Below are 25,917 nucleotides of genomic sequence, written 5' to 3'. Positions count from 1 at the left end.
GGTCTATCTACTCGGGAGTAGTCTTACTCGCGAGTAGGTAATGGAGGGCAACATGTCGGATTCCGACCCCATCGCCGCGTTGGCGACCACCGATCCGAAACAGGTCAGCAGGGAGGAGTTCGTCGGGCTGCTGGAAGCGGCCTCCGAACTGGCCGCCGCTGACACCGATGTCGATCTCAGCTCGCTGGAACCGCAGCAGTTCGCCAGGCTCATCTCCCGAGCCTCGGACGAGCAGCTGCGCGACGTCATGGCCCGGCCAGAACTGGCCGAGCGGATCCTCGACGAGCTGTTCCGCCGTATGGGCGAGCACTACCGCTCGGACAAGGCCAAGAGCACCGAGGCCGTGGTGCGCTGGCGCATCGACCTCGACGGCACCGCCTCCGAAAGCTCGTCCGGAGGGGACGAGGCCGACGAGTCCGGGGTGCTGCGCTACGAGTGCGTGCTCTCCGGCGGCACCTGCACGGTGAGCAAGACGCCGGAGCGTGAACCCAGGGCCACCGTCATGCTCGGCCCGGTGGACCTGCTCAAGCTCGCTTCGAGCAACGCCTCGGCCCCCATGCTGTTCATGAAGGGCAGGCTCAAGGTGGCCGGTGACGTGGGCTTCGCGGCCGGGCTGACCAAGCTCTTCCAGATCCCCAAGGGCTGACCGCCCGCGACGCGGTCCCACGGCGAATCCGGGGCACCCGAGTACGGCGCGCCAACCGCCTCCCACCGGCGGGGTTCGCCGCACATCCCGGGCCGACAGTGGCCCGTTCCGCACGACGACCGTCATCACCGAACCCCCGAGGACACCAATGAGCTTCTCGCTGGAACTCACCGAAGAACACCAGGAACTGCGCGACTGGTTACACGGCTTCGCCGAGAAGGAGATTCGCCCCGCCGCGGCGGAGTGGGACGAGCGGGAGGAGACTCCCTGGCCGATCATCTCCGAGGCGGCCAAGGTCGGCCTCTACAGCTTCGAGACGCTGGCGACGTTCTGGGCCGACGAGACCGGTCTCTCGCTGCCCATCGCCAACGAGGAGTTGTTCTGGGGCGACGGCGGCATCGGCATGGCGATCTTCGGCACCACCCTCGCGGTGGCAGGTATCTTCTCCTCCGGCACCCCGGACCAGCTCGCCGAGTGGGTTCCGCAGTGCTACGGCGATGTCGACGAGCCCCAGGTGGCCGCGTTCTGCTCCTCCGAGCCCGAGGCGGGGTCGGACGTGGCCGCGATGCGCACCCGCGCGGTCTACGACGAGGCCACCGACGAGTGGGTGCTCAACGGGCACAAGGCCTGGGCGACCAACGGCGGCATCGCCAACGTGCACGTGGTGCAGGCCGTGGTCGACCCCGAGCTCGGCCCGCGTGGCCAGGCCGCCTTCGTGGTCCCGCCGGGTACTCCGGGCCTGTCCGCGCCCAGCAAGATCCGAAAGCACGGGCTGCGGGCCTCGCACACCGCCGACGTCTTCCTGGACGACGTGCGGGTGCCGGGCAGGTGCCTGCTCGGGGGCAAGGAGAAGCTGGACGAACGGCTCGCGCGCGCCAGGGAGGGCGGCAAGTCCAGTTCGCAGGCGATGCGCACCTTCGAGCTCTCGCGCCCCACCGTCGGTTCGCAGGCGATCGGGATCGCCCGCGCGGCCTACGAGCACGCGTTGGAGTACGCGCGGCAGCGGGAGACCTTCGGCCGCCCCATCATCGACAACCAGGGGATCGCCTTCACGCTGGCCGACATGCGCACCGAGATCGACGCGGCCAGGATGCTGGTCTGGCGGGCCGCCTGGATGGGCCGCAACGAGATACCGTTCACCTCGGGCGAGGGGTCGATGTCCAAGCTCAAGGCGGGCCGAGTGGCGACCTGGGCCACCGAGCGGGCCATCCAGATCCTGGGCGGCAGCGGCTACACCCGGGAGTACCCGGTGGAGCGGATGCACCGGGACGCCAAGATCTACGACATCTTCGAGGGCACCGAGCAGATCCAGCAGTTGGTGGTGGCCAGGGCGGTCTCGGGGCGGCACATTCCCTGAGCGGTCTCTCGGGCTCCGTTGGTGGAGGTTCTCCCGCGCGTGGTCGCGCGCCGGTCTCCGGTGTGTGGTGCGGCCGGGTCGTTCGCGTCTCGGAGGCAGCGGGAGGGTCGAACCGCTCGACCGGTCGGACGGGTGCGTCCGAACGGGGACGCGCCCGTCCGTGCGGCGTGCTCCGCTCCCGGATACTGGACGGTTTCTCGTTACGTATGCTGCGTCACTCCCATGCCGGGCGGAGTGTGACTTGGGGTGGGGAAGCAACGCTGTGAGCAAGCTCGCAAGCTCCGAGTGGCCTTTGCCACGGTTCGGAATTGTCGCCTGTTTCCGCTTTGTTTCTCTGGAATGCTGGTGGGTTGCGGTTGGGTGAAGCCGGTACACACCTCACCTGAACAGGTGAGATTGATCGGTTTCTCCCACGGCGATCGTGTACCTCCGGGTTGTGTTGACGCGGGCGGTCATCGAGCCGTTCGCGGACCGCGAGTCACCGCCGGGGACTCGCGGTACCCACGCTCGGGTACACCAGGCCGGGATCTCCGTCAGACGTGAGGCACCGGCAGTATCCCGGCTCGCTTCGAGAGTGATTGGGAGGGCGAAGCGGTGAGCAAGGCGACATCCGACCCCGGAACGCCGATCTTCGGCGAGCTCAACAGCGAGCTCGAACTACCGGAGATCGAGGTGCACGACTTCGAGTCGCACGAGTTCGACTTTCCGGAGGGCCCATCGGCCACCCAGCCACCGGAAGCCGAGCCGGCCACCGAGCAGGCGAAGGCCGCGGCGGCGGGCGGAGAACAGGGTTCCGAGCAGCGGCGCGCGACCGGGCAGTCCGAGCAGCCCGAGAGCGGCTCCGGCGGTTCCCGCCGGGCGGATGCGCAGCGGGCCGCCCAGCAGAGCTCCGGCTCGGCCGCGGCGAACGGGGCATCGAAGACCTCCGAGCAGCAGTCCGAAGGGGCTTCCGGCCAGCCGGCCAGGACCGCCGAGACCACCGACGACGCCGACTCGGGGGCGCGCGGTTCCGGCCAGCACACCTCCTCCGAGGGGCAGAACGCCAACCCCGCCGCACAGGCCGTGGCCGGTGCGGCCGCGCAGCGCGGGGGGCGCAGGCGCAAGGAGGAGTGAGCCAACAGGGGCGGAATCCGTCGGCGTGCTTCCCGCTGACGGGCTCCCGGCCGGTTCGCTCGCGGTGGTGGTACCGAGTGGGCGCCCGCAGTGACCGCTCCCTGACGGGGCCGTCTTGTCGGGGGTCCGTGCGATGTTGGCCCCGTGACCGATTGGCGACAGTTCGAAACCGAAGCTCCCGAGCTCGCGGCGGCCGTGAGGCGGTGCTTCGAGGCATATCAACACCACGTCCTGGCGACGCTGCGCGGGGACGGATCACCCCGGGTCAGCGGCACCGAGGTGCAGTTCCGCGACGGTGACCTCGTCATGGGCTCGATGCCACGCGCGCTGAAGGCACTCGACCTGCGGCGTGATCCGCGTGCCGCGCTGCATGCTCACCCCGGCGAGATGACCGAGGGGGACGTGAAGGTCTCCGGACGTGCCGTGGAGGTCCTCGACGACGAGGAGCTGCGTGCCTACGGCGTCGAGATCCAGCACGAGCCCGGCACCTTCCACATGTTCCGGTGGGAGCCGCACGAGGTCACCCGCACCAGCGTGGTCGAGGATCGGCTGCTGATCCGCACCTGGCGGCCCGGAGCAGGGATCACCGACTTCTACCGCAGCTGACAGGAAGGTCCTCGACTCGCTTTTCGTGGCGGTGCGGGTTCTCGCGTGCGGCTCTCGCGAGGAAGGCCCGACGTTGTGTAGTCGCTACCCGATGTCGGGCCTCCCACAGCGAGAGCCGTGCGAGAGGTTCCGCCACGGAGCCGGTTACGTAAACCGAGCTGCCCGAGTTCTACCCAAACGTCAGGGCCATCCCCGGATCGGAGAGCATCGACCCGACGTCGGCGAGGAACCGCGAGCCCTGCTGGCCGTCCACCACGCGGTGGTCGAAGCTCAGCGCCAGCTGGCAGACCTGGCGCGGCACCACCTGGCCGTCGACCACCCAGGGCATCTCGCGGATCGCGCCGAAGGCCAGGATCGCCGACTCGCCCGGGTTGAGGATCGGCGTCCCGGTGTCCACCCCGAACACACCCACGTTCGTGATCGTGATCGTGCCGTTGGTCATCGCCTCCGGCGGGGTCCTGCCCTCGCGCGCGGTGCTGGTCAGCTCCTCCAGCGCCACGGCCAGCTCCCGCAGCGACATCGCGTCCGCGTCGCGCACCTTGGGCACGACCAGCCCGCGTTCGGTGGCCGCCGCCACACCCAGGTGCACGTAGTCCTTGTAGACGATCTCGCCCGCCTCGCCGTCCCAGGAGGCGTTGACGTCCGGTGTCCGCTTCGCGGCCAGGCACATCGCCTTGGACGCGATCGCCAGCGGCGTGACCTTGACGTCCCGGAACTCGGGGTGCTTCTTGAGCCGCTCGCGGAACTCCATCATCGGGGTGACGTCGATCGTCAGGAACTCGGTGACGTGCGGCGCGGTGAACGCGCTGTCCACCATGGCCTGCGCCGTCGCCTTCCGGACCCCCTTGATCGGGACCCGCTGCTCCCGTTCGGAGCGGTCCCGGGGAGCAGTCGTCGCCGTTCCGGTCGCCCCGGCCGGCGTCGGCGCCGCCGCGGTTCCGCCGCCGGAGGCCGCGCGTTCCACGTCCTCCCGGGTGATCACGCCGCCGCTTCCGGAGCCCGACAGCGAACGCAGGTCCACGCCGAGGTCCTTCGCCAGCTTGCGCACCGGCGGCTTCGCCAGCGGTACCCGGTCACCGGGAACCCGATCCGCTCCGGCAGCGGGAACGGGGCGTGCCTGTTCCGCCGCCCGCGGGGCCGAGCCGTTGACCGCCGTGCCGTTGGTGCTCGCCGGAGCCGTGACCGGGGTGCCGTTGGTGGCCGGTCGACGCCCACCCGAGTCGGTCGCTCCGCCGCCGGATCCGCTCGCGGCGCCGCTCTTGCGGGGGCGGCGTTTCGCGCTGGTCGAACGCGGGCCGTATCCCACCAGCGTGGCGATGCGGCCGTCCGCGCTCTCCTCGCCGATCTTGCCGCCCTGCTCGGCGGAGTCCGGGTCCGTGCCCGTCTCGGCGCCGTCCCGCTCGGTGCTTTCCGTGTCGTCGGAGGCCCCGGCGGGCTCGATGGTCAGGATCGGGGTGCCGACCTCCACGGTCTGCCCCGGCTCGGCCAGCAGTTCGTTGATGGTCCCCGCGTAGGGACAGGGCAGTTCCACCGACGCCTTGGCGGTCTCGATCTCCACGATGATCTGGTTGAGCTCGACCGCGTCACCGGGCTGGATCCGCCAGTTCAGGATCTCCGCCTCCGTGAGGCCCTCACCCACGTCCGGAAGCGGGAAGTTCTTGAGTTGTGCCATGCCAGCTCCCTCAGTAAGCCAGTGAACGGTCGACCGCGTCGAGCACCCGATCGAGGTCGGGCAGGTAGCCCTCCTCGAGCTTGCTCGGCGGGTACGGCGTGTCGAATCCGTTCACCCGCAGCACGGGGGCCTCCAGCGAGTAGAAGCACTCCTGCTGCACTCGGGTCGCCACCTCCGAGGTGACCGAGGACTCCGAGGGGGACTCGCTGACCACGACCAGCCTTCCGGTGCGCCGCACCGACTCGGCGACCGGTCCCAGGTCCAGCGGGGACAGCGACCGCAGGTCGATCACCTCGATGTCGTTGCCGTCCTCCTCGGCCGCCGTCGCGGCGTCCATGCAGGTCTTGACCATCGGACCGTAGGTGGCGACCGTGACATCGGTTCCGGTGCGCAGCACGGCCGAGCTGACCATCGGTAGGTGTTCGGCCTCCGGGTCGAGCCGGCCCTTCTCCCAGTACCGGCGCTTCGGCTCGAAGAACAGCACCGGGTCGTCGCAGTCGATGGCCTGCTGCAGCATCCAGTAGGCGTCCACCGGGTTGGAGCAGGAGACCACCTTCAGCCCGGCCACGTGGGCGAACAGCGACTCCGGGGACTCGGAGTGGTGCTCCACCGCCCCGATGCCGCCGCCGAAGGGGACCCGGATGACCACGGGAACCTTCACCTTGCCCTGGCTGCGGTAGTGCATCTTGGACAGCTGGGAGACGATCTGGTCGAAACCGGGGAAGATGAACCCGTCGAACTGGATCTCGCAGACCGGGCGGAACCCGCGCATCGCCAGTCCGATGGCGGTGCCGATGATTCCCGACTCGGCCAGCGGGGTGTCGAGCACCCGGTGCTCACCGAAGTCCTTCTGCAGCCCGTCGGTGATGCGGAAGACACCGCCGAGCTTGCCCACGTCCTCGCCCATGACGAGGACTTTCGGGTCCCGCTCCATGGCGTTGCGCAGGGCCATGTTCAGGCCCTTGGCGATCGTGACCGTCTGGGTCGATGTGGTGCTCGAACCGGTCGATTCCATCGTGGGCGCGGCCATCAGCGAACACTCCCCTCGGTGTCGTGGCCGGAGTCGGCGAAGCCGGAAAGGTAGTCCAGGTAGTCCTCCCGCTGGGCCGCCACCACGGGGCTCTCCTCCGCGTAGGCGGCCGAGAAGATCCGTTCCGGCGGGGGGTCCGGCATGTCCACGCAGAACTGGCGGAACCTGGCGGCCAGCTCGTCGGCCTCGGTCTCCACGCCGTCCAGGAAATCCTGGTCGGCGATCCCCTCCCGGAGCAGATGCACCCGCAGGCGCTCGATCGGGTCCTTGAGCTTCCACGCCTCCAGCTCATCACCCATGCGGTAGCGCGTGGCGTCGTCCGAGGTCGTGTGCGCGTCCATGCGGTAGGTGAACGCCTCGATGAGCAGCGGCCCGTTGCCCTGCCTGGCCTCGTTCATGGCCCAGCGGGAGACGGCGAGGCTGGCCAGCACGTCGTTGCCGTCCACTCTGATGCCCGGGAAGCCGTAGCCCTTGGCGCGCTCGTAGAGCGGCACCCGACTCTGCCGTTCGGTCGGTTCGGAGATGGCCCACTGGTTGTTCTGGCAGAAGAAGACCACCGGTGCGTCGTAGACCGACGCCCAGACCATGCCCTCGTGCACGTCGCCCTGGCTGGTGGCGCCGTCGCCGAAGAAGACCATGGTGGCCTCGTTGGCGGCCGCGTCGTCCCCGGAGTTGCCGACCTTGCCCTCGAACTTCTGCCCCATTGCGTAGCCGGTGGCGTTCACGCACTGGTTGCCGATGACGATGGTGTACAGGCCCATGCCGGTCTCGTTCGGGTCCCAGCTGCCGTGGTCCGTGCCGCGGAAGATGCCCAGCAGTTCGGTGGGGTCGATACCCCGGCACCAGGCGACGCCGTGTTCGCGGTAGCTGGGGAAGGCCATGTCCTGCGGCCGCAGCGCGCGTCCGGCGCCGATCTGCGCGGCCTCCTGGCCCAGCAGCGGGACCCAGATGCCGAGTTGGCCCTGGCGCTGCAGCGCGTTGCCCTCGCGGTCGGCTCGCCGCACCAGCACCATGTCGCGGTACATGCCGCGTAGCTGTTCGTCGGTGATGTCGATGTCGAAGTCCGGGTGCGATACCCGCTGACCCTCAGGCGTCAGGAGCTGAACCAGATCGGCTCCGCCTTCGCTGGTCGCACGCAAACCGGCGATCACCTGCTCCCTCGTTGGTGTTGCTGAGGTTGCGGCAGGCACCGCCGTGTCCGCGATTCGATCGCGTTCGTCGGGTCGGCTCGGTCGCGTCCAGTGTTCGGGGGACATGTGGATCTCCTCGTCTCACCCAGGCCCGACCGCTTGTGACGGTTGGGACCGGTTACCCCGGGCGGAGCCGTCGACCGGTTGGGTCTCGGGTCATCCGATCGGGGTCGTTGGATCGCTCCTCGCCATCCTGGCATGACAACGGCCACTTCCGTGAGCCCCGCCACAGAGATCGATGCCGCCTGCAAACCTTGTCCGGTGCACCGTAGTCCCGAGCGGTGGAAGGAGAATTCGCAGGTCATCAAAGGAGTGGAACTCCAACGGACGGCTTTGTGACAGTTGTATAACCGATCTTTTCTCCGCTGCTCCCTGTACTGGTCAGCGCCGAGGTGGATCGGTTCGGGTCAGCGATGGTCACTTTTTGTGTTGGAATAATTACTCTTAGTGTTCGAATTGTTTCGTGGGAGCTGTCGCCCGAAGGGGTGGGTGGTGGTTCCCCGGCGACGGGGTGGGTGATTCGGCCACGGTCCTGGGTCGGTGCCGGAGGTGGAGCCCGGATTCGTACGAAACGGTCCTCGGGGAGCCCCGTGTGATCTAACATCGCCGTCGTGGAAGCACACCTGTCGTTGTCGTTGCCCGACCAGATCGTGCTGTTGCTGCACGATCCGTACGGCAGGCGATCCCACGGGGGCAATCACGACGCCATCATTTCGGCGGCCGAGGTCGCCGAGCTCATGATGCACGGCCGCGCGGTGCTGACCCGCTCCGCTCTCGGGAGGGTCAAGATCGGCCTGCTCGATCGGACTCCGATCGGGGTGGAGGCGCTGGACCGGCCGCTGTCGATGCTGGCGGGCCGGGTCGCCAGGAAGGGCGGACCGATCCCCTTCCACGTCTGGCTGGCCGAACGTCGCGGTGCGTTCCGGGAACAGCGCTGGTCACTGTGGCGGCAGGGGTACCTGGAATACATCCCCCAGAAGTTGCTCGGTTTCATTCCGCGCGACCTCTACCGGCCGCACGGCCCCCTGCTGCACGAGCTGATCGGCGAGCTGGGACAGCTCGCTCGCGGCGGGCGGCCACTGGACGACCGGCTGGCGCTGCTGGTGGCGATCGTCTATTCCAGTAGGTTGCATCGCCGACTCCTCAGGCTCGACCGGTGGCAGTCGCGCAGGCTCAAGCACATCGCCAAGGGGCATCTTCTCGAAGGGGCGGTTTCGGCCGCCGTGGCCGCCACCGGGGTCGCTGTCGCCAGCACGGTCGGTGGCGTGGTCGGTGCCGGAGGTGAGGGTGACGGTGGTGGTGAGTGAGCCGAACGGGGAGGATTTCGGTGAACCGGTCTCGCGTCTCTCCTCCCGCCGCTACGATCGCGCGACGTGAGCTCGTCCCCGCGATACGGTGCGGAAACTCCGCTGCCCGGTGTGATCACCCCGCTGTTGCACCGTAGCCGGAGTGGGCCCGTCCAACGGCTCGATCGCGACCTGGTGGTGGCCACCGCCGAGCTGGCCGAACTCGTGCTGCGCGGCCACGCCCGGCTGCGGGGCTGCTCGGGCGGGAGCGAGAACGTGGGAACCGGCCCGCCGGCGCGGGACCCGGCGGCGGGGTGGGTGATTCGGCCACGGTCCTGGGCCGGTGCCGGAGGTGGAGTCCGGATTCGTGCGAAACGGTCCTCGGGGAGCCCCGTGTGATCTAGCATCGCCGTCGTGGAAGCACACCTGTCGTTGTCGTTGCCCGACCAGATCGTGCTGTTGCTGCACGGCCCGACCGGCAGGCCGTTCGTCGGCGTCAATCGCAACGTGGTGACACCGGCCGCCGAGGCGGCCGAACTCGTGATGCACGGGCGTGCCCAGCTGAGCCGCACCGCCTTCGGAACCGTCAAGATCGGCCTGCTCGATCGGACTCCGATCGGGGTGGAGGCGCTGGACCGGCCGCTGTCGACGCTGGTGGGGCGTACCGGGCACACCCCCAAGCCGATCTCGCTGTACAGCTGGATGACGCAGCGCCGCACGGCGTTCGAGGAGCACCGGTGGTCCCTCAACGGTCGCGGGTACCTGCAGTACCGGCCCGACAAGATGCTCGGTTTCATCCCCTACGACCGCTACTTGCCCCACAACGCGGCGCGGCAGACGCTCATCGGTGAGTTCACCCAGCTCGCACGAGGGGAACGGGAGCTGAACGACCGGTTGGCCCTGCTCGTGGCCATCGCCTACCCCAGCGGGCTGTACCGGCAGTTCGTGTCCGACCGGGGGCAGTCGCGCAGGCTCAAGCACATCGCCAAGGGGCACCTTCTCGAAGGGGCGGTTTCGGCCGCCGTGGCCGCCACCGGGGCCGCTATCGCTGGTGCTGTCGGCGGAGGTGGAGGCGACGGCGGAGGCGACGGTGGTGGCGGTTGAATTTCCCCACCCCGGGTTTCCCAGGGCGGACTTCATCAGGCCGGGTGAGATTTCCCGAGGACTGGGAATACGATCGCGGGTGTGGACCGCACAGCAGTGAACGATTTCGTACGCCAGCAATGGGACTCCTCGGTGCTTCCCAGCCTCTCCGGGCTGGTCGCCATACCGGCGGTTTCGCCCACCTTCGACGCGGAGTGGGAGGCCAACGGGCACCTGGACGCGGTGATCGAGCACGTGCGCGGCTGGATCGCCGCCCGCGAGATCGCCGGTGCCGAGATCGAGGTGGTCCGGTTGCCGGGGCGGAGCCCGCTGCTGCTGGTCGACGTGCCCGCGACCGAGGGCGCCTGCTCCGAGACCGCGCTGCTCTACGGACACCTGGACAAGCAGCCCCCGGTCGGCGGCTGGTCCGAGGGACTGGGGCCGTGGACACCGGTGGTTCGTGACGGCAGGCTGTACGGGCGCGGTGCCGTGGACGACGGTTACTCGGGGTACGCGGCCGTCACCGCGATCGAGGCGCTGCGCGCGCACGGTGGTGAGCACCCGCGCTGCGTGCTGTTGCTGGAGACCGGCGAGGAGTCCGGGAGCCCGGACCTGCCCGCCTACCTGGAGCATCTCGGTGAGCGGCTCGGCCGCATCGGGCTGGTGGTGTGCCTGGACGCCGGTGGCGGGGACTACGACCGGCTCTGGCTGACCACCTCGCTGCGGGGGCTGGTGCAGCTCAACGTCACGGTGCGGGTGCTGGAGGCGGGCCAGCACTCCGGGGCGGCCAGTGGGCTGGTGCCCGATTCGTTCCGGATCGCCCGGCGGCTGCTGGACCGGCTGGAGGACTCCGCGACCGGCGAGGTCCTGATCCCCGAGCTGAACGTGCGCATCCCCGAGAACCGGGTGGCCGAGGCCCGTTCGTGCGTGGCGGCAGCGCCCGGTCTGGTGCGCGACTCGATCGAGTTGCCCGAGGGGATGCGCACGATTGTCGACGACGAGGCCGAGCTGGCGCTGAACAACTGGTGGCGCCCCACCCTGTCGGTGATCGGGGCCGAGGGCCTGCCGCACCCCTCGGACGCGGGCAACGTGCTGCGTCCCTACACCACGCTGGACCTCAGCTTCCGGATACCGCCCACCGCCGATCCCGACGAGGCGCTGCGCGCGGTGCGGGCCGCGCTGGAGGCCGATGTTCCCTACGGCGCGAGCGTGGAGTTCGGGCACTCCGAGGCCGGGCAGGGCTTCAACGCGCCCGACACCGCCGAGTGGCTGAACGACGCGCTGGACGCGGTCAGCACCGAGGTGTTCGGCAACGGCTGGCGCACCATGGGGGTCGGCGGTTCGATCCCGTTCATGGGGCTGCTGCACGACAACTACCCCGACGCGCAGTTCGTGGTTACCGGTGCTCTCGGTCCGGGCAGCAACGCGCACGTGCCGGACGAGTCCCTGGACCTCGACTACGCCGCCAGGGTCACCACCGCAGTCGCCTACGTGCTGGACGCGCACGCTCGGCGGTGACCGCCCGGAGCCAGTGGCAGGCGGTCGGCTCCACTCGGTGGGGCGGGGCCGATCCGCCGCGAGCTCGTTCTGATCACGCTTGGTGACAGCCGCTTACCCGCGATGCTTCACGCGGAAGGAGTAGCGGTATCGTATGGTTCGCTGTTACGGCCGCTGACCTCGATCCCGTCTGGGCATCCGGATCAATTGGGGCCGCGGTTATGTGCGTCGCGTGTTCGATCGCTGTGTAGTTGTCCCACTTCCGAGTGAGGTTTGACGTGATCGAAACACGCGAAGCTGTTTGTAACGGTCCCGGAGGATGGCAGGATTCCGGCATCCGGATTCCCGTCGAGGAGGAGTGACACTGTGGCGCGTCGGACAACGTTGCGGGCCGCGACCCTGTTACCCGCGCTCGCGCTGGTCGTGGCGGCAGCGGGCTGCGGCAGCGGTGGTGGCGGTGAGGCCAAGGGTGTCCCGCTGGTCAACGAGGGCCGGCTGACCACCTGCACCAACGTCCCCTACGAGCCGTTCGAGTCGCGCGAGGACGGCGAGGTCGTCGGCTTCGACATCGACCTGATCGACCTGGTCGCCGAGGACCTCGGTGTCGAGCAGCGGGTCACCAACGCCCCGTTCACCACCCTCCAGTCGGGTCAGGCCCTCAACGTGGGCAACTGCGACGTGGCCGCCGCCGCGATCACGATCAACGACGTCCGCGAGAAGAACTTCGACTTCTCCGACCCGTACTTCAACGCCACCCAGGCGCTGCTCGCCCCCGAGGGCTCCGGCCTCGACAGCTTCGCCGCGCTCGAGGGCAAGGCGCTGGGCTACCAGAAGGGCACCACCGGCGCCGAGTACGCCAAGGAACGCGCCGAGCGGCACGACGTCACGCTCAAGCAGTTCGCCGACCTCGGGCTGCTGCTGCAGAACATGCGGACCGGCAAGATCGACGCCGTGATCAACGACGACTTCGCGCTGGTCGAGTTCGCGGACGAGAACCCGAAGTTCGAGGTCACCAAGAAGCTGCGGACCGACGAGAACTACGGCTTCGGCGTCAAGACCGGCAACGACAAGCTGAGGACCAAGATCAACGAGGTGCTGGCCGAGGCCAAGGAGGACGGCACCTACGACCGGCTGTACGAGAAGTGGTTCGGCACGGCACCGGCCGACGACTGATCCGGGTGAGCGACCCGGCCCCGCGCCGGGCACACCGGTCCACACCGAAGGTCTCGCACGCCTCGGCGGGGGCGCCGACCGCGCTCCCGCCGTTCCGACTGCCCTGGAGCCTCGATGGCAGTGCAATCCCGACCCGCCACCGGCGGGATGAGTAAGCGCCAGCGCGCCAGGATCGGGCGCGGCGTGCAGTACGCGGTACTGCTCGCGGTCGTGCTCGTGGCCGCCCTGCTGGCCGACTGGGGACGTATCCAGGACACGTTCCTCAACCTCGAGGTCGCCCTGTCGATGTTCCCCACCGTGCTGAGCACCGCGCTGCTGAACACGGTCGTCTACACCGCGCTGGGCTTCGCGTTCGGCCTCGGCCTGGCCCTGGTGCTGGCGCTGATGCGGCTGTCCTCGGTGGCCCCCTACCGTTGGATCTCCGGCGCCTACATCGAGTTCTTCCGCGGCCTGCCCGCCCTGCTGGTGTTCCTCGCGGTCGGGATCGGCATTCCCACCGCCTTCAACAACGTCAGCTTCGACCGCAACGTCACGATCATGCTCGCGCTGGGCATCGTCGGTTCGGCCTACATGGCCGAGACCATCCGTGCGGGCATCAAGGCGGTGCCCAACGGCCAGCTCGAGGCGGCCCGATCGCTGGGGATGTCGCACGGCAGGGCGACGATCACCGTCGTCATCCCGCAGGCGTTCCGCATCATCCTGCCGCCGCTGGCCAACGAGCTGATCCTGCTGACCAAGGACTCCTCGCTGGCGTTCGTGCTTCCTACCACGCTGGCCCAGCAGGAGCTCACCCAGTTCGGCCGGGCCGCGATGATCAGATACCCGGGTATGACCTCGATCCTGGTCGTCGGGCTGTGCTACCTGGTGATCACCATTCCGCTGTCGGTGCTGCAGCAGCGGTTGGAACGCAGGTTCGGACCCGACGGTCGGTAACGGCAGCCGAGGGAGCTTCACATGAGCGACGCGAAAATCGAGATCTCGGGGCTGCGCAAGTCCTTCGGTGAGCTGGAGGTCCTCAGCGGGGTGGACCAGCGCGTCGAGGCGGGCGAGGTCGTCTGCGTGATCGGGCCCTCCGGCTCCGGCAAGTCCACCTTCCTGCGCTGCGTGAACCTGCTCGAACAACCCACCTCGGGCAGGATCGTGGTCGACGGGGTCGAGCTCACCGACCCGGACGCCGACATCGACGCGGCGCGCACCCGCATCGGAATGGTGTTCCAGCAGTTCAACCTGTTCTCGCACCTGTCGGTGCTGCGCAACCTCACCGTCGCGCAGCGCAAGGTGCTCGGGCGGGACAAGCGCAGGGCGGAGGAGACCGCCCGCGAGAACCTGCGCAGGGTCGGATTGGCCGACAAGGAGAACGCCACGCCCGCGCAGCTGTCCGGTGGGCAGCAGCAGCGCGTGGGCATCGCGAGGTCGCTGTCGATGGACCCCGACGTGATGCTGTTCGACGAGCCGACCTCCGCGCTGGACCCGGAGCTGGTCGGCGACGTGTTGGACGTGATGCGGGGACTGGCAGACGAGGGCATGACCATGCTGGTGGTCACCCACGAGATGCAGTTCGCGCGGGAGGTGGCCGACCGGGTGCTGTTCATGGACGGCGGGGACATCGTCGAGCAGGGCAGCCCCGCCGAGGTGATCGGCGATCCGCAGCGGGAGCGCACCCGCAACTTCCTGGCGCGGGTGCTCAACCCCACCCACGCGGCCTCCGAGGTCGAGCGGCCAGGTTAGCCGCTCACCCCTTCGGAACCGAGCGGCGACCGCTGGGGCGGCCCTCGGTTCCGGGCCAGCCATCGCCGGGTGGGTCGTCCATCCGGGCCGGAGCGGCGCTGCTCCGCCGGTCACGGCGGTGGTTGGTCGCCCTCGCCGGTCTCGGACTGCTTTCTGCGCAGCGACAACATGGAGCGGTAGGCGCCCGGGCCGTGTGAGGCACCGGAGGTGTCCGGGGGCTCGGTGTCGGTGGTGGTTCGTCGTTCGTCGGGTGAGGGGTTGCCGAGGTGGTTGCGGTAGCGCGCGAATCCGGCGGCCCGGCGTTGTCCCGCCCGGTCGGCTCCCCGCAGGAACAGCCAGACGGCCAACAGCGCGACCAGGACCAGTGCGACCATCGCCAGATCGACCATGACACACCTCCCGGGGTGTGCAGGCTTTCCGGTTTTCTCGAACGAGTCCGAGTGTGCACCGTTTTGTCCGGTTCCGGCCAATCAATTCCTACTCGGGTGACCCTGAGTGTTACTACGCAGTGCGAACGAACCGGAAAACGGGATGGAGGCATTCGCCCCGCTCACGGCTCATTTAGGGTCGATCGGTAACCGGGATCGCGCGAAAATATCCGTAATCGCACACGATCGGACGGTTCCGCTGGATATTCCGGGAAGTCTTGAATCACGCTTTCGGGTGGTCGGGTCGAGCGAATTCGTTCCGAACGACACGTACCGTGACCCGAGGGGTGTCGACATTCCGGAAGTCGGAATCTCGACACCCCTCGGACACGTGGCACGATAGCCGGGCCTCACTCACCGATGCGCTGCTTGAGGGCCTCCAGTTCGTCGCGCATCGAGGTGGGCAGATCCTCGCCGATCTTGTCGAACCATTCCTCGATCAGCGGCAGCTCCTCGCGCCACTCCGGCAGGCTCACCTCGAGGGACTGCTCGATCTCCTCGCGCGTGGCGTCGAGCCCGCTGAGGTCGAGCTGGTCCGCCGTGGGCACCCGGCCGATCGCGGTCTCCTCGGCGGCGGCGTTGCCCTCCAGCCGATCCACGATCCACTTCAGCACCCGGCAGTTCTCCCCGAAACCGGGCCAGACGATCTTCTCGCCCGAGGGGTCCCTGCGGAACCAGTTGACGTAGTAGATGCTGGGCATCTTGGAGGCGTCGGCCTCCTTGCCCATGTTCACCCAGTGCTGGAAGTAGTCGCCGACGTTGTAGCCGATGAACGGCAGCATCGCCATCGGGTCGCGGCGCACCTCGCCGACCTTGCCCGCCGCGGCGGCCGTCTTCTCCGAGGACAGCGTGGCCCCCATGAAGACGCCGTGCTGCCAGTCGAAAGCCTCGTTGACCAGCGGAATCGTGGTCTTGCGCCTGCCGCCGAACAGGATCGCCGAGATCGGGACGCCCTGCGGGTCGTCCCACTCGGGCGCCAGGATCGGGCACTGCGACATCGGCGTGCAGTACCGGGAGTTCGGGTGGGCGGCCTTCTCGTCCGAGTCGGGCGTCCAGTCCTGCCGCTTCCAGTCGGTCAGGTGCCGCGGCTGACCCTCCATCTCTTCCCACCACACGTCGTCGTCATCGGTCAGCGCGACGTTGGTGAAGATGGAGTTGCCCCGCTCGATGGTGCGCATCGCGTTCGGGTTGGTCTTCCAGTTGGTGCCCGGCGCGACGCCGAAGAAGCCGGCCTCCGGGTTGACCGCGTAGAGCCTGCCGTCCTCGCCGAAGCGCATCCAGGCGATGTCGTCCCCCAACGTCTCCACACGCCAGCCCGGGATGGTCGGCTCCAGCATCGCGAGGTTGGTCTTGCCGCACGCCGACGGGAAGGCGGCGGCCACGTAGTAGACCTTGTCCTCGGGCGAGATCAGCTTCAGGATCAGCATGTGCTCGGCGAGCCAGCCCTCGTCCCGGGCCATCGCCGAGGCGATACGCAGCGAGTAGCACTTCTTGCCCAGCAGCGCGTTGCCCCCGTAGCCGGAGCCGAAGCTCCAGATCAGCCGCTCCTCGGGGAAGTGCGTGATGTACTTGATCTCGTTGCACGGCCAGGCGGAGTCCTGCTGGCCCGGTTCGAGCGGTGCGCCGACCGAGTGCAGGGCCGGCACGAACTCGACGTCCTCGCCCTCGGCGAACCGCTCCAGCACCCGGTCGCCCATCCGCGTCATGATGTGCATCGAGACCACGACGTACTCGGAGTCGGTGATCTCCACGCCGAGCCTCGGCGGCTCGGCCTCCACCGGACCCATGCAGAAGGGCACGACGTACATCGTGCGGCCCCGCATGCAGCCCCGGTAGAGCTCGGTCATGGTGGCCTTCATCTGGTCGGGGTCCATCCAGTTGTTCGTGACCCCGGCGTCCTTCTTGTCGCGGGAGCAGATGAAGGTGCGCTCCTCGACCCGGGCGACGTCGGTGGGGTCGGAGGCCGTCCAGAACGACTCGGGCTTCTTCGAGTCGTCCAGGCGTTTGAAGGTGCCCGCCTCGACCAGTCGGTTGGTCAGCCGTTCCCACTCCTGCTGCGATCCGTCGCACCACACGACTTGCTCGGGCGTGGTCAGTTCCGCGACCTCACGTACCCATGACAGCAGGCGTTCGTGATTCACGGGGGCCTGGTCGAGACCGGGGATGGTCAAAGCGGTCATCGCGTCGTGTCTCCTGACTGGGCGCCACAGCCCGGATTCTCTCCGTACCGCCGACGCGTGGTCGGCGGAGCTTTCAAAAAATGCTTCGCTCCGCCCGGAAATCCGGACGGAGCTGCATTTGGGGATGCACCGAGGCTAACCGGATGCGCGGGGGTTGGCGGAGATCAGCCCTGTCACTTCCCTCACAGGAACGATAAGGGAATCGATTCAGATGACAGGGTGACACGGAAATTCGACAGCCGCTCCGGGGGTTGGATCGACGTTTTCCGGCTCCGGGACTCGCGGGGTCGCTCGTTCGGAGGATTATTCACGAGCGAACCCGCGAAAATCGGATGTGTTCCGGAACACATTCTGATCCGATTCTGTGGTCGGACGTGTTATTGGCGGGACGCGGGCGCGGAATCACCCGGAGGCATTTCACGTCGTGTCGGGCGGCGTCACACCCAGTACGAGTCGTCGGCAGGATCAGGGGCGGACGGGCCGCTGCCGGTGCCCTCGCGCTCCTCGCCGTTCCAGAGCCAGTCCTCGGTACCGCTGATCCGCGAGGTGGGCTCCTCCGGGGCGTACTGCCCCCGCCCGTCCACCCGGCCCTGCTCGACCACGGTCCATTCGCCGTCGCCGGTGTGCTCGGCGACGGTCACCTCCCCGGAATCGCTGATCTCGACCATCTGGTCCGCCGACCCGTCGCCGTCGGCGTCGGTGACCATCATCTGGCCGTGCTCGGTGTCGACGATCGCGGTGTCGGCCCTGCCGTCGTTGTTGGTGTCCTCGGTCGGCGGCCCGACCTCGCGGTCGCCCTGCGGGGTGTCCACCACCATGGAACGGCCGTCGGACTCCTCGCCCGGTTCGCCGATCGTCGAACCGTCCGGCCGTTCCCGGATCCATTCGCCGCTGGACTCGTCCAGCCGCGCCTGTTCGACGACCTCTCCCTCCTCGTCGATGGCGCGCATGACGTCGGCCGCGCCGTCGTCGTCCGAGTCGGTGTAGGCGAGGAAGCCCCCGTCGGCCATCACCGCGACGGTTTCGTCCACCCCGTCGCCGTCCAGGTCGTAGTTGGCCTCGGCGGTGTACTCGGAGTCGGCGATGTCGATGCGGATGTCGCCGTCCCCGGAACCGGTGTCCTCCACGTACATCAGGGCGCTCCCCGTGCTGTCGTTCTGGTCGGTGGGTCGGTGGCTGGGACGCGGTCCGCACCGCTCCGGTTCCGGGTGGAGCGGAACCGGTCGCCGCCGCGCGGTGGTCCCGGCTCCGTCGTGGCGGCGTCGCCGGAATGTGGCATGGGACACCCTTGATCGCCTGTCGCCAGTTGGGCTGAGTGTAGGCTAACCTTACTGGCGAACAGCGTCTCGTGATTGGGAGGACCGGCATGGCTCCTGCTGCCCGGACGGTGCGCACGGCGCCCTCCAGCACACGATCCCAGGCGACCGGCAGGCCCGAGTACCGGGTGTACACCGTCGAGGTGGCGGGCAGACGACAGCTGAGCCCCAACTTCGTGCGACTGACCTTCTCCGGTGAGGCGCTGCGCTCCTTCGGGGCGGGTGGCGTCGACCAGCGCGTCAAGCTGCTGCTGCCCCGGCCGGGGCGGACCGTGGCCGACGTGCCGGAGGGGCGGGACTGGTACACCGCCTGGCAGGCCATGCCGGAGGAGATTCGCCCCACCATGCGGACCTACACCGTGCGGGCGTTCCGGCCCGAGCGGGCGGAGATGGACATCGACTTCGTGCTGCACGGCTCCGGCGAGGAGGCCAGCGGACCGGCTTCGGCCTGGGCGGGCGCCGCCGACGTCGGTGACGAGGTGGCCATCCTCGGGCCCGACCGCCCCGGTTCCGGCAGGATGTGGGGCTGCGAGTGGTGCCCGCCCGCCACGGCGCGGCGGCTGCTGCTGGCGGGGGACGAGACCGCGATCCCGGCGGTGGCGGCCATCCTCGAATCGCTGCCCGCCGACTCGCGGGGCATAGCCTGCCTGGAGGTGCCGAGCGGGGAGGACGTCCAGGTCTGGGACCACGTTCCCGAGGGCATCGACGTCCGGTGGCTGCCGCGCGACGTCGCGGGCGCCGAGCACGGCGAGCTGCTGGAACGGGGGCTCGAAACCGCGTTGGGGGAGCTGTGCTCCCGCTCCGGCGGCGACGGGGCCGGTGGTTGCCCGGCGGCGAGCGAGGCCGTCGCCGCGCTGGAGGACGTGGACGTGGACAACTACCTGCTCTGGGAGATCCCCGAGAGCGAGGCGCCGGAGTCGAGCGCCGGTGCGAAGCTCGACATCGCGGGTGGGGAGCTCTACGGCTGGCTCGCCGGGGAGGCCGGTGTCATCAAGCGGCTGCGCCGGATGACCGTGCAGGGCTACGGGGTGCCGCGCGGCTCGGTGGCCTTCATGGGCTACTGGCGTCGGGGCCGCTGCTGACCCGTCGTTCTGCCCGCGGTTTTCCGGTGTTGCCTCACCGCTGTCCCGTTCGTCCCGTCGAATGAGCCGGGGGCTGCCGGCGAACCGGGGCTTCGTCGGCGAGCCGAGGGCCGGTCGAGGCTCAGCCGAGCGCCGAGGGGCAGTCGAGAGCCGAGGTCCTCGAAGTTCCTGCGAGGGCCGGCCCGCCGTGTCGTGATCTCGCGAGAGAACCACGCCCTGCCCAGAGTGCCCCGGCACCGCGAAGCGCTCCGCAGCCCGGTTGCCGACCCGGCGTCGCTCGACCTCTCTGTCGTGTCGCGGCGACCGGGTCACCACCGCCCGGCCGGTGTCCCTTCCCGCCTCATCCCGGCCGGGCGGTTCTTTGCTGAACAGGGCATGGCCACAGTGGTGATCTCGAAAAGTGAGCTCAGCGGCGCGATCCTTTGACGTGTCGAGGTGGCGTCATCGTTGATGAACGGGAGTCGCCAGGCGTTCAACTGGCTCACCTGGGGTTTACGGGTCACCGAAAATGCCGTGGGTGCCGACTCGACGCGGAATCACCGTGGTGACGCCGGGTGCCTCTTCGAGCTCGTACTGCCAGGTCATTCGTCCGTCTCCGTCCCAAGGCATCTCGAACACGCCGTTGGTGCCATGGACACGCTTCACTCGTAACGACGGCGGGAAGCTCGGTGGCGACTGATCAAGCGAGGGGAGGAACTTCGTGTCGAGCACATGTTGAAAGGTGCGGCGCTGTTCACGAGTGAGTTTCTTAAAATCCTTCTCGAATCGAGGCGTCCGCTTGACTACGGCCAAGGGGGTTCACTCATCCTCATCGTCGATGTCAGCGAGCATCTCGGCAGCGCTGGTGAACCCCTTCGAGGCCTCACCGTTGGCTATCTGTTGATCCGCTTCGGCTTCTCCGGCCTGCCATTCCGGAGTCCAGAACCACCGTTGATCCGTAGGAATACTGGTCCAGCCGCGCACTGTGACCGTGCCGCCTTCGTCGACCGTAAATTCGAGATCATCTCCCTCGGTCACTCCCAGAACCTTGGCTACGCTTTCCGGCAACGTCACCTGGCGGCGTCCTCGTACCGAGGTGCGCACACGTTCGACAGGCTCCGCATGATCGGCGTTCGACGACTCCGCGCCCGACGCGACTGAACTCCGTTCGGCAGTCGAGCTCGTATCCCCCGGTGGTGAAGTAGCCGATCCTCCGAGCGGAATCCGGTACGATCGGCCTGCCGACTCGGACTCGGACTTTCCACGTCCTGTTGGTTTCTTACCGCTCATCAACACCTCCTCTCCTCCGAGTGCGGACTATCCCACTGTCAGTAGCTTCACGAACGGATTGAGTTGTTCTGAGAAGTCGACGGCGCGCTGGGCAGTCCACGATCGATCGATCGTGCGAGTACCGCCGCACCCCGGTTGCCGACCCGGCGTCGCTCGCCCCCTCTGTCGTGTCGTGGTGACCGGGTCGCCGCCGTCCGGCCGGGGGCCCTTCCCGCCTCATCCCCGGCCGGGCGGTTCCGTCCGGTGGTTCGGCTCGGAAGGCGTGTTCGTTGGGTGTGCCCGTCGGTTGTGCGGTGCCTCGTTGGTGGTCGTTGGGGCCAGTGGTGTATCCGGCTCCTGGTCGTTCGGTATTCGCGCGTCGCGGGCTCGCTGTGGTTCGTGTGTGCGTGGCGTGATTGTCGGAACACGGTGGAGTGTCCGACGTCATCGTGACGATGCGGTGGTTGCGCTGACTCGCAGTAGGTGGATCCGGCAGGATGTGGACCGGTGTCGGACCCGTGAGTCGGGAGTGGGGAGACGCGGTATGAGTCAGGACGGTTTCGGTGTCGATTACGACAAACTGCGCGAAGCCATCAAGGAACTCATCACTGCCAGGGATGAGGCCCTTGATCTAGAGCAACAGACCCAGAACATCAGTCCGGGCGAGCTCACCGCGATGGACGGTACTACCGAGCGGGCTCGCGAGGCGTTCCAGCAGCGCATAACCGGAGATGAGGGATCACTGCACAGCGCCGCCAGAGACATCCGGGAAAAGTTGGAAGAGAAGATCGAGGCGTACAACGCGGTGTTGAGGGAGTACGGGGTGGCCGAGGAGAACGCCTCGGTGGCGCAGCGGGATGCCGAGAGGCGGAGTTGAGATCGTGGGGAGTGTGAGGTTCGGGATGCGTCGCGGTGCTGTTGCTGCCGGTGGCGTGTTGTTGAGCGTGGTGCTGGTCGGGTGTTCGTCCGGTTCGGCGGAGCAGAACGAGGACTCGGCGGACACGACCACGGGCGGGAGCACGTCCTCGGCGTCGTCCGGTTCGGCGATCCCGAACCCCAAGGACGCCACTGCGGTGGACGTGTGCGAGCTGCTGCCCGAGGACGCCGCGGCACAACTCGGGATATACCCCGACGGCAGAAAATCGGAAAACGATGTTTCCGCTCCGGGAACATACCGCTGTACCTGGGAAAACGAAGACTTCGTGTCGGTTTCGTTGTCTCCCGTGCAGGGGCGTTCGCTGGATACCTACTACGAGCACGAGTCGGATTACGTCGACTTCGAGCGGATAACGGTGCACGGGTATCCCGGGGTGCGGTCCAACAAGATCAAGCCGATGGAGGCCGGTTCGTGCGGGATGCACGTGGCCGTGCAGGAGGACCAGCTCGTGCAGTCGTTCGCGACTGTGTCACATGATGAGATCGGCAGTGCTGACCCGTGTGCGTTGGCGAAGAAGGCGCTGCGGCTGTCGTTGCCCTCGTGGCCGGCTGCCGAGTGAGTCGTTGTTTCCGGCGTGTTGGGAGTGTTCGGCTTCGTTCTAGAGCGTTGTCAGAAGAGGTGTGACGTAGTGGCGTTCACAACGTCTTCGCCGCGCGCGGGGATGGACCTGATGCGCGCTCTCGTTCCACGCGATGTCGTAGGTAGGCCCCGCACGCGCGGGGATGGACCTACCACGGCCCACCCGGCGGTGGGTTCGACTGTTTAGACCCCGCATGTGCGGGGAGACATACAAAAAGCGTCCCCGGATCGCTCCGGGGACGCCGTTCTGCTCGCTGGAGTTCAGTCGAACCGGTTGCTCTTCACCGCGTCGATGAACGTTGCCCACTGGGTGCCGGTGGTGGTGAAGTACCCGGCCGAGCGGTCCTTGGTGTCGCGCACCGCCGCGCCATCTGCCACACGGCCGACTTCGACGCAGGAGTCGTTGGGGTTGGAACGGCTGGATTTCCGCCAGTTCGTCGGTGTCGTCATGCTGGGGTGTTTCCTTCCATCTGTTCCGCGATCGTGGCCATGAGCTGGAGTGACTCATTGGGGCTCATGGCGGCGTCCGTGAGGTTATCCAGCGCTTCGCGGTATGCCTCAACGTCTTTCTGGTCATAGATGAAGGCGGGACCACGGTAGTGTTCCAAGTGGATGATCGGTGATGCCTTCGAGAACTCGAACAGCACGAACGAACCGTTGTGGGCGAGTGTCCAGCGTTGTAGTCGTTCGGGAAGTATTCGGATGGTGGCGTTCGAGTTCGATGCCGTGGTGGCCAGATGGCGTAGTTGTTCGGCGAGCACTCCCCGTCCGCCGATGTCATCGCGCAGCACGCGTTCGCAGATGATCGCGTCGAGTTTGCCGGTGCTGAGTACCTCGCTGCTGCGTGCCATGCGGAGTTCGACTCGGAGGTGACGTTCTTCGCCGGACAAGCTCGCCATGATCTCTTCGGCGTAGGAGCGTGTCTGCAACGGCCCGGGAATCACCAGGGGCGCGACGTGCACGATTCGAGTGGCTGTGCGTTCGAACTCCGCCAGGTTCAGCAGGTGCTTGTGCAGGCCCGAACGACTGTCGCCGATCAGGTTCGGTTCTGAAGCACGACGCTGTAGCTCCATGAGTTCGTCGTAGCGCTCGCCGGAAGCACCGAGCTCCATCAGTAGTCGTGCCAGGAGATCGCGGGACGGCGAACGAACTCCTGTCTCATAGCGGGAGACAGCGGCATGTCCCAGTTGGACGCGCTTCGCCAGTTCTCGAACGGGGATACCGGCTTCTTTGCGCAGTTCACGAAGTTCAGCGCCGAGCAATCGAGTCTGCGGTGAGTGATGCTCCACGTCTCCGGGCATGCACCAAGCCTAGCTGCCGCAACATCTCGTTCATTGCCACCTGATCGAGGGATTGCAGTGTATGTCTCCGGAGACAGATTATGTCTCCGGAATCAATAGAAAGGTGGTTGTGCTGTGTCGGAGAGCTATGACGTGTCGTATCCGGGTGTGCGGGTGTGGTGTCGGGATGAGTCGGGGTCGTCGTCGCTGGTGGTGTGGCGGTCGCAGTGGACTCCGGAAGTGATTCGGATCGAGACGCCCACGATCTACAACCGGACGGTGTGGACGGTGGGGCAGGCTCGTGTGTTGCGGGATGTGTTGGATGCGGCGGTGCGGTGTGCTGGGGGTGGGTCGTGGTGACCAGTTATGCGGGCAGGTTGGGGATGTGGTTGGCCCATGAGCAGTGGAAGCTGGAGCAGGCCTCCTACGACATCCCGGCGCGGCGGGCCAGCCCGAGGCAGTGCGCGGAACTCGCCGGGGTGTTGCAACGACTCTCCGATGAGCTGCGCGACTACGCGGCCGGGCTCGCCTTCAGCGGCGGGCGGCCGCCGGGGGCGGGTTCGATCGATCCCGACGAGCTGGGTGGGCGGGGTGAGGCGGAATGAGTGCGCCGCCGGTGCTGCTGGCCACGGCCGTGGTGCTGGCCACGGCCGTGGTGCTGGTCGGGGCCGTGATCGTGCTGGGTGGTTGGGGCTATCGGGCCGGCTACCGGCCGCGTCACGCGGGGGGTAGTGGCCCGGCCGCGCGCCGGTTGGCCGCGCTCAGGTTGGAGCACTATGCCCGGGGCGAGTGCCCGACCGTCGAGTTGATCGGCTGGCCGTTGTGTGATCCGGACGAGCAGCCGCACCTGTTCGGGCCGGCCCCACCCGCCCCGGTGGCGCCCTCACTGGTATCGAGACCGGAGTCGCCACCGGCCGTGCCGACTCCCACCAGTCCAAGCACTGGTGAAACTGTCCCCGCCGTTCCGGCTGTCTCAAGCGGGTCCGCGTCGGTGGCAGAGCATCCCGAGCTGGCACTCATGCGCCGCGTCCTCGACGGACTGCACCGGCTCTAGAAACCACCCCGCACCAGATCCGTCGGCCACGTCCCAACTCACCACTCACCTGTGAAGACCGGCCCGGACCTGTGGTCTCGGCCAGCCCCCGACACTTGTCGAGACAGCACCCCGGGCCACGCCTGGTGGTGGGGCGCCGATTTCTCGAGAGATCACCGAAACGGTGCCCAGCAGCACTGTTCGATTTCTCGCGAAATGTACGCACCACCGCCGGGAAAACCCCCGCCCGGCCGGGCCTCCCTCCCCGCTCCCACCCGGCCGGGCGGGACCCCACGAGATCATGAAACTTGTGACACAGCTGTTTCGTTCCTTCGGTGATCTTTTCGTGCCGGCACTGATCGGGATGCCAGTAGCTGTGTTGCTCTGGTGGGGGTGGGCGAAACTTCGGGGTGATCGGTGGCAAGCAGCCGGTGACGTGGCCGTTGTCCTGTTTTGCTTACCAGTGGCGTATCTGGTTCTCAGTCCGACCTACGGGGCACCGAGTCAGGTGAGCTTGCATCCCGGAGCGGAACTGGTGTCCGTTCTCGACGGTGTGCGGCGAGGCGATACCGCAGCGGTGGTGCAGCTGGCGGCGAACACGGTGCTAATGCTGCCGCTCGGCGTGCTCCTGCCGCTGCGATTCCGGTGGGCACGCTCGGTCGCACGGATCGCCTCGATGGCTGTTACAGCGTCGCTCGTCGTCGAGTTCGCCCAGTACTTCCTGGCTGTGGGGAGAGTGACCAGCACCGATGATGTCATCCTCAATACGCTCGGAGCAGTGCTCGGGGCGTGGGCCGCGCGGGTTTGGTGGAAGCGGAGGCTCATATCGAAGTATTCGGGGACCCCTCATTCCGGCGAACACGGTCCCACGTGATTCGTCGGACGAGATGTCCGTACCGATGCGATCTTGCTGCGGCCGAGTCATACCGGGCAGTGGTGATGAGGTGCTGGGTTCCCTCCCGGATACGGATCTGTCGTTTCCGCCCCCACTCGCTCCTCGCGATTGCTACGTTGCCGACGAGGTGAAAGCTATTCGGGGAGGCTTTCGTGGGTGACGGTTATCGCGTCGACATCGAGAAGCTGACGCGGCTGATCAGTGATCTGGACAACGCGGCCGACGACATCACCGCCGCGAACAGGGCACTCGGTGATGCCAGAGGGCGCGACCTGGGAACTTCCGGTATCGACGACGCCAGCGACGGGTTCCGGGAGCGCTGGTCGCACGGCATCGAGAAGATCGCCGAAGGCGCCAAGGCCACCAGCGAGGCGTTGGGCTCGGCACGCGAGACCTACGCCAAGCTCGAACAGGAGGTCGTCTCGCTGGTGACCTCAGCGGTCACCCGGCAGCAGTCCTCGTCCGGCGGATCCGGCGGCCAGGACTCGCAGGGCGAGATGTCCGCCATCGAGCAACGCATGGCGGGGCAGTGACGTGTGGCGTCGCAGCGACCTTCGG

Annotated in this window: 28 protein-coding genes; 18 read left to right on the top strand and 10 right to left on the bottom strand. The window is 67.7% G+C overall.

Annotated features, from left to right (window positions below):
- Positions 1 to 52: 52 nt before the first annotated feature.
- From BLQ75_RS15190 to BLQ75_RS15175, 4 genes are all read left to right on the top strand, one after another.
- Complete coding sequence (locus tag BLQ75_RS15190; protein ID WP_092602922.1) at positions 53 to 646, top strand: SCP2 sterol-binding domain-containing protein; 594 nt, start codon at positions 53 to 55, stop codon at positions 644 to 646.
- Between the two features lie 148 nt (positions 647 to 794).
- Positions 795 to 2,003 (top strand): acyl-CoA dehydrogenase family protein, encoded by a 1,209-nt coding sequence (locus BLQ75_RS15185; RefSeq protein ID WP_043569834.1) that lies wholly within the window; start codon positions 795 to 797, stop codon positions 2,001 to 2,003.
- Between the two features lie 594 nt (positions 2,004 to 2,597).
- The gene (locus BLQ75_RS23540) at positions 2,598 to 3,116 is read left to right on the top strand and encodes a hypothetical protein (RefSeq protein ID WP_170837489.1); all 519 of its coding nucleotides are present in this window, start codon (positions 2,598 to 2,600) and stop codon (positions 3,114 to 3,116) included.
- 144 nt (positions 3,117 to 3,260) lie between these two features.
- Positions 3,261 to 3,722 carry a pyridoxamine 5'-phosphate oxidase family protein gene (locus BLQ75_RS15175; protein WP_092602834.1) on the top strand — a complete coding sequence of 154 codons (462 nt, stop codon included), beginning with the start codon at positions 3,261 to 3,263 and terminating at the stop codon, positions 3,720 to 3,722.
- Positions 3,723 to 3,891: 169 nt separating this feature from the next.
- On the opposite strand, the gene BLQ75_RS15170 is transcribed toward BLQ75_RS15175, so the two are convergent.
- From BLQ75_RS15170 to pdhA, 3 genes are read right to left on the bottom strand one after another with little or no spacing between them, the layout of a single operon-like run.
- A complete protein-coding gene (locus tag BLQ75_RS15170; RefSeq protein ID WP_092602832.1) occupies positions 3,892 to 5,394 on the bottom strand; it encodes a dihydrolipoamide acetyltransferase family protein in 1,503 nt (500 codons plus the stop codon).
- 10 nt (positions 5,395 to 5,404) lie between these two features.
- Positions 5,405 to 6,424, bottom strand: coding sequence for an alpha-ketoacid dehydrogenase subunit beta (locus BLQ75_RS15165; RefSeq protein ID WP_092602830.1), 1,020 nt, complete (start codon positions 6,422 to 6,424; stop codon positions 5,405 to 5,407).
- Positions 6,424 to 7,680 (bottom strand): pyruvate dehydrogenase (acetyl-transferring) E1 component subunit alpha, encoded by a 1,257-nt coding sequence (gene pdhA, locus BLQ75_RS15160; RefSeq protein WP_425286459.1) that lies wholly within the window; start codon positions 7,678 to 7,680, stop codon positions 6,424 to 6,426. Before pdhA ends, BLQ75_RS15165 begins: the two co-directional genes overlap by 1 nt.
- Before the next feature lie 545 nt (positions 7,681 to 8,225).
- Here pdhA and BLQ75_RS15155 point away from each other — a divergent pair.
- The 7 genes from BLQ75_RS15155 (at position 8,226) to BLQ75_RS15125 (ending at position 14,381) form a co-directional block, all read left to right on the top strand.
- A complete protein-coding gene (locus BLQ75_RS15155) occupies positions 8,226 to 8,921 on the top strand; it encodes a GOLPH3/VPS74 family protein (protein WP_170837508.1) in 696 nt (231 codons plus the stop codon).
- A 66-nt stretch (positions 8,922 to 8,987) separates the two neighbouring features.
- Positions 8,988 to 9,299, top strand: coding sequence for a hypothetical protein (locus tag BLQ75_RS23535; protein WP_170837507.1), 312 nt, complete (start codon positions 8,988 to 8,990; stop codon positions 9,297 to 9,299).
- 15 nt (positions 9,300 to 9,314) lie between these two features.
- Positions 9,315 to 10,004, top strand: a complete 690-nt coding sequence (locus BLQ75_RS15145) for a GOLPH3/VPS74 family protein (protein WP_244515578.1) — start codon at positions 9,315 to 9,317, stop codon at positions 10,002 to 10,004.
- 72 nt (positions 10,005 to 10,076) lie between these two features.
- Positions 10,077 to 11,501, top strand: a complete 1,425-nt coding sequence (locus BLQ75_RS15140) for a M20/M25/M40 family metallo-hydrolase (RefSeq protein ID WP_092602820.1) — start codon at positions 10,077 to 10,079, stop codon at positions 11,499 to 11,501.
- 345 nt (positions 11,502 to 11,846) lie between these two features.
- The gene (locus BLQ75_RS15135; RefSeq protein WP_092602818.1) at positions 11,847 to 12,653 is read left to right on the top strand and encodes a transporter substrate-binding domain-containing protein; all 807 of its coding nucleotides are present in this window, start codon (positions 11,847 to 11,849) and stop codon (positions 12,651 to 12,653) included.
- Between the two features lie 147 nt (positions 12,654 to 12,800).
- Entirely contained in the window at positions 12,801 to 13,586 is a 786-nt protein-coding gene (locus tag BLQ75_RS15130; RefSeq protein ID WP_092602816.1) for an amino acid ABC transporter permease, read from the top strand.
- 21 nt (positions 13,587 to 13,607) lie between these two features.
- Positions 13,608 to 14,381, top strand: coding sequence for an amino acid ABC transporter ATP-binding protein (locus tag BLQ75_RS15125; protein WP_092602814.1), 774 nt, complete (start codon positions 13,608 to 13,610; stop codon positions 14,379 to 14,381).
- A 110-nt stretch (positions 14,382 to 14,491) separates the two neighbouring features.
- On the opposite strand, the gene BLQ75_RS15120 is transcribed toward BLQ75_RS15125, so the two are convergent.
- From BLQ75_RS15120 to BLQ75_RS15110, 3 genes are all read right to left on the bottom strand, one after another.
- Positions 14,492 to 14,770 carry a hypothetical protein gene (locus BLQ75_RS15120; protein ID WP_092602812.1) on the bottom strand — a complete coding sequence of 93 codons (279 nt, stop codon included), beginning with the start codon at positions 14,768 to 14,770 and terminating at the stop codon, positions 14,492 to 14,494.
- Positions 14,771 to 15,159: 389 nt separating this feature from the next.
- Positions 15,160 to 16,989, bottom strand: a complete 1,830-nt coding sequence (locus BLQ75_RS15115) for a phosphoenolpyruvate carboxykinase (GTP) (protein ID WP_092602810.1) — start codon at positions 16,987 to 16,989, stop codon at positions 15,160 to 15,162.
- Between the two features lie 437 nt (positions 16,990 to 17,426).
- Entirely contained in the window at positions 17,427 to 18,122 is a 696-nt protein-coding gene (locus BLQ75_RS15110) for a DUF6802 family protein (RefSeq protein WP_092602808.1), read from the bottom strand.
- A gap of 233 nt (positions 18,123 to 18,355) precedes the next feature.
- Between BLQ75_RS15110 and BLQ75_RS15105 the strand changes: the two genes are divergently transcribed.
- Positions 18,356 to 19,387 (top strand): siderophore-interacting protein, encoded by a 1,032-nt coding sequence (locus BLQ75_RS15105; RefSeq protein WP_092602806.1) that lies wholly within the window; start codon positions 18,356 to 18,358, stop codon positions 19,385 to 19,387.
- A 492-nt stretch (positions 19,388 to 19,879) separates the two neighbouring features.
- Here BLQ75_RS15105 and BLQ75_RS15100 read toward each other — a convergent pair whose 3' ends face one another.
- Entirely contained in the window at positions 19,880 to 20,179 is a 300-nt protein-coding gene (locus BLQ75_RS15100) for a hypothetical protein (protein WP_211481387.1), read from the bottom strand.
- A 6-nt stretch (positions 20,180 to 20,185) separates the two neighbouring features.
- Positions 20,186 to 20,470 carry an AbrB/MazE/SpoVT family DNA-binding domain-containing protein gene (locus BLQ75_RS23905; RefSeq protein WP_092602802.1) on the bottom strand — a complete coding sequence of 95 codons (285 nt, stop codon included), beginning with the start codon at positions 20,468 to 20,470 and terminating at the stop codon, positions 20,186 to 20,188.
- A gap of 709 nt (positions 20,471 to 21,179) precedes the next feature.
- Between BLQ75_RS23905 and BLQ75_RS15090 the strand changes: the two genes are divergently transcribed.
- Together BLQ75_RS15090 and BLQ75_RS15085 are read left to right on the top strand one after the other, a co-directional pair.
- Entirely contained in the window at positions 21,180 to 21,512 is a 333-nt protein-coding gene (locus BLQ75_RS15090; RefSeq protein WP_092602800.1) for a hypothetical protein, read from the top strand.
- 4 nt (positions 21,513 to 21,516) lie between these two features.
- Positions 21,517 to 22,131, top strand: coding sequence for a DUF3558 domain-containing protein (locus BLQ75_RS15085; RefSeq protein ID WP_170837506.1), 615 nt, complete (start codon positions 21,517 to 21,519; stop codon positions 22,129 to 22,131).
- A gap of 281 nt (positions 22,132 to 22,412) precedes the next feature.
- Here the strand turns inward: BLQ75_RS15085 and BLQ75_RS15080 are convergent, their stop codons facing one another.
- Both BLQ75_RS15080 and BLQ75_RS15075 read right to left on the bottom strand, forming a co-directional pair.
- Positions 22,413 to 22,601, bottom strand: coding sequence for a DUF397 domain-containing protein (locus BLQ75_RS15080; protein WP_043569864.1), 189 nt, complete (start codon positions 22,599 to 22,601; stop codon positions 22,413 to 22,415).
- Complete coding sequence (locus BLQ75_RS15075; RefSeq protein WP_092602796.1) at positions 22,598 to 23,452, bottom strand: helix-turn-helix domain-containing protein; 855 nt, start codon at positions 23,450 to 23,452, stop codon at positions 22,598 to 22,600. The genes BLQ75_RS15080 and BLQ75_RS15075 overlap by 4 nt, the downstream gene beginning before the upstream one ends.
- Before the next feature lie 335 nt (positions 23,453 to 23,787).
- Between BLQ75_RS15075 and BLQ75_RS15065 the strand changes: the two genes are divergently transcribed.
- The 4 genes from BLQ75_RS15065 (at position 23,788) to BLQ75_RS15050 (ending at position 25,892) form a co-directional block, all read left to right on the top strand.
- Positions 23,788 to 24,036 (top strand): hypothetical protein, encoded by a 249-nt coding sequence (locus tag BLQ75_RS15065; RefSeq protein ID WP_092602792.1) that lies wholly within the window; start codon positions 23,788 to 23,790, stop codon positions 24,034 to 24,036.
- Entirely contained in the window at positions 24,033 to 24,485 is a 453-nt protein-coding gene (locus tag BLQ75_RS15060; RefSeq protein ID WP_092602790.1) for a hypothetical protein, read from the top strand. Before BLQ75_RS15065 ends, BLQ75_RS15060 begins: the two co-directional genes overlap by 4 nt.
- Before the next feature lie 415 nt (positions 24,486 to 24,900).
- Positions 24,901 to 25,338, top strand: coding sequence for a VanZ family protein (locus BLQ75_RS23530; protein WP_170837505.1), 438 nt, complete (start codon positions 24,901 to 24,903; stop codon positions 25,336 to 25,338).
- A gap of 173 nt (positions 25,339 to 25,511) precedes the next feature.
- The gene (locus tag BLQ75_RS15050) at positions 25,512 to 25,892 is read left to right on the top strand and encodes a hypothetical protein (RefSeq protein WP_092602786.1); all 381 of its coding nucleotides are present in this window, start codon (positions 25,512 to 25,514) and stop codon (positions 25,890 to 25,892) included.
- Positions 25,893 to 25,917 lie beyond the last annotated feature (25 nt).

It is taken from the genome of Actinopolyspora xinjiangensis (genome assembly GCF_900104475.1).
In the GTDB taxonomy this organism is placed as follows: domain Bacteria; phylum Actinomycetota; class Actinomycetes; order Mycobacteriales; family Pseudonocardiaceae; genus Actinopolyspora; species Actinopolyspora xinjiangensis.
The sequence above is the reverse complement of the archived record's forward strand: the minus strand, read 5'-3'. Positions and strand labels throughout refer to the sequence as shown.

Bases quoted from the DNA above. Each gene is read 5' to 3' on its own strand.
- BLQ75_RS15130 (WP_092602816.1), top strand. From the start codon at position 12,801: ATGAGTAAGCGCCAGCGCGCCAGGATCGGGCGCGGCGTGCAGTACGCG.
- BLQ75_RS15120 (WP_092602812.1), bottom strand. From the start codon at position 14,770: ATGGTCGATCTGGCGATGGTCGCACTGGTCCTGGTCGCGCTGTTGGCC.
- BLQ75_RS15125 (WP_092602814.1), top strand. From the start codon at position 13,608: ATGAGCGACGCGAAAATCGAGATCTCGGGGCTGCGCAAGTCCTTCGGT.
- BLQ75_RS15190 (WP_092602922.1), top strand. From the start codon at position 53: ATGTCGGATTCCGACCCCATCGCCGCGTTGGCGACCACCGATCCGAAA.
- BLQ75_RS15090 (WP_092602800.1), top strand. From the start codon at position 21,180: ATGAGTCAGGACGGTTTCGGTGTCGATTACGACAAACTGCGCGAAGCC.
- BLQ75_RS15075 (WP_092602796.1), bottom strand. From the start codon at position 23,452: ATGCCCGGAGACGTGGAGCATCACTCACCGCAGACTCGATTGCTCGGC.
- BLQ75_RS15105 (WP_092602806.1), top strand. From the start codon at position 18,356: ATGGCTCCTGCTGCCCGGACGGTGCGCACGGCGCCCTCCAGCACACGA.
- BLQ75_RS15170 (WP_092602832.1), bottom strand. From the start codon at position 5,394: ATGGCACAACTCAAGAACTTCCCGCTTCCGGACGTGGGTGAGGGCCTC.
- BLQ75_RS15115 (WP_092602810.1), bottom strand. From the start codon at position 16,989: ATGACCGCTTTGACCATCCCCGGTCTCGACCAGGCCCCCGTGAATCAC.
- BLQ75_RS15110 (WP_092602808.1), bottom strand. From the start codon at position 18,122: ATGTACGTGGAGGACACCGGTTCCGGGGACGGCGACATCCGCATCGAC.
- BLQ75_RS15165 (WP_092602830.1), bottom strand. From the start codon at position 6,424: ATGGCCGCGCCCACGATGGAATCGACCGGTTCGAGCACCACATCGACC.
- BLQ75_RS15060 (WP_092602790.1), top strand. From the start codon at position 24,033: ATGAGTGCGCCGCCGGTGCTGCTGGCCACGGCCGTGGTGCTGGCCACG.
- BLQ75_RS15185 (WP_043569834.1), top strand. From the start codon at position 795: ATGAGCTTCTCGCTGGAACTCACCGAAGAACACCAGGAACTGCGCGAC.
- BLQ75_RS15080 (WP_043569864.1), bottom strand. From the start codon at position 22,601: ATGACGACACCGACGAACTGGCGGAAATCCAGCCGTTCCAACCCCAAC.
- pdhA (WP_425286459.1), bottom strand. From the start codon at position 7,680: ATGTCCCCCGAACACTGGACGCGACCGAGCCGACCCGACGAACGCGAT.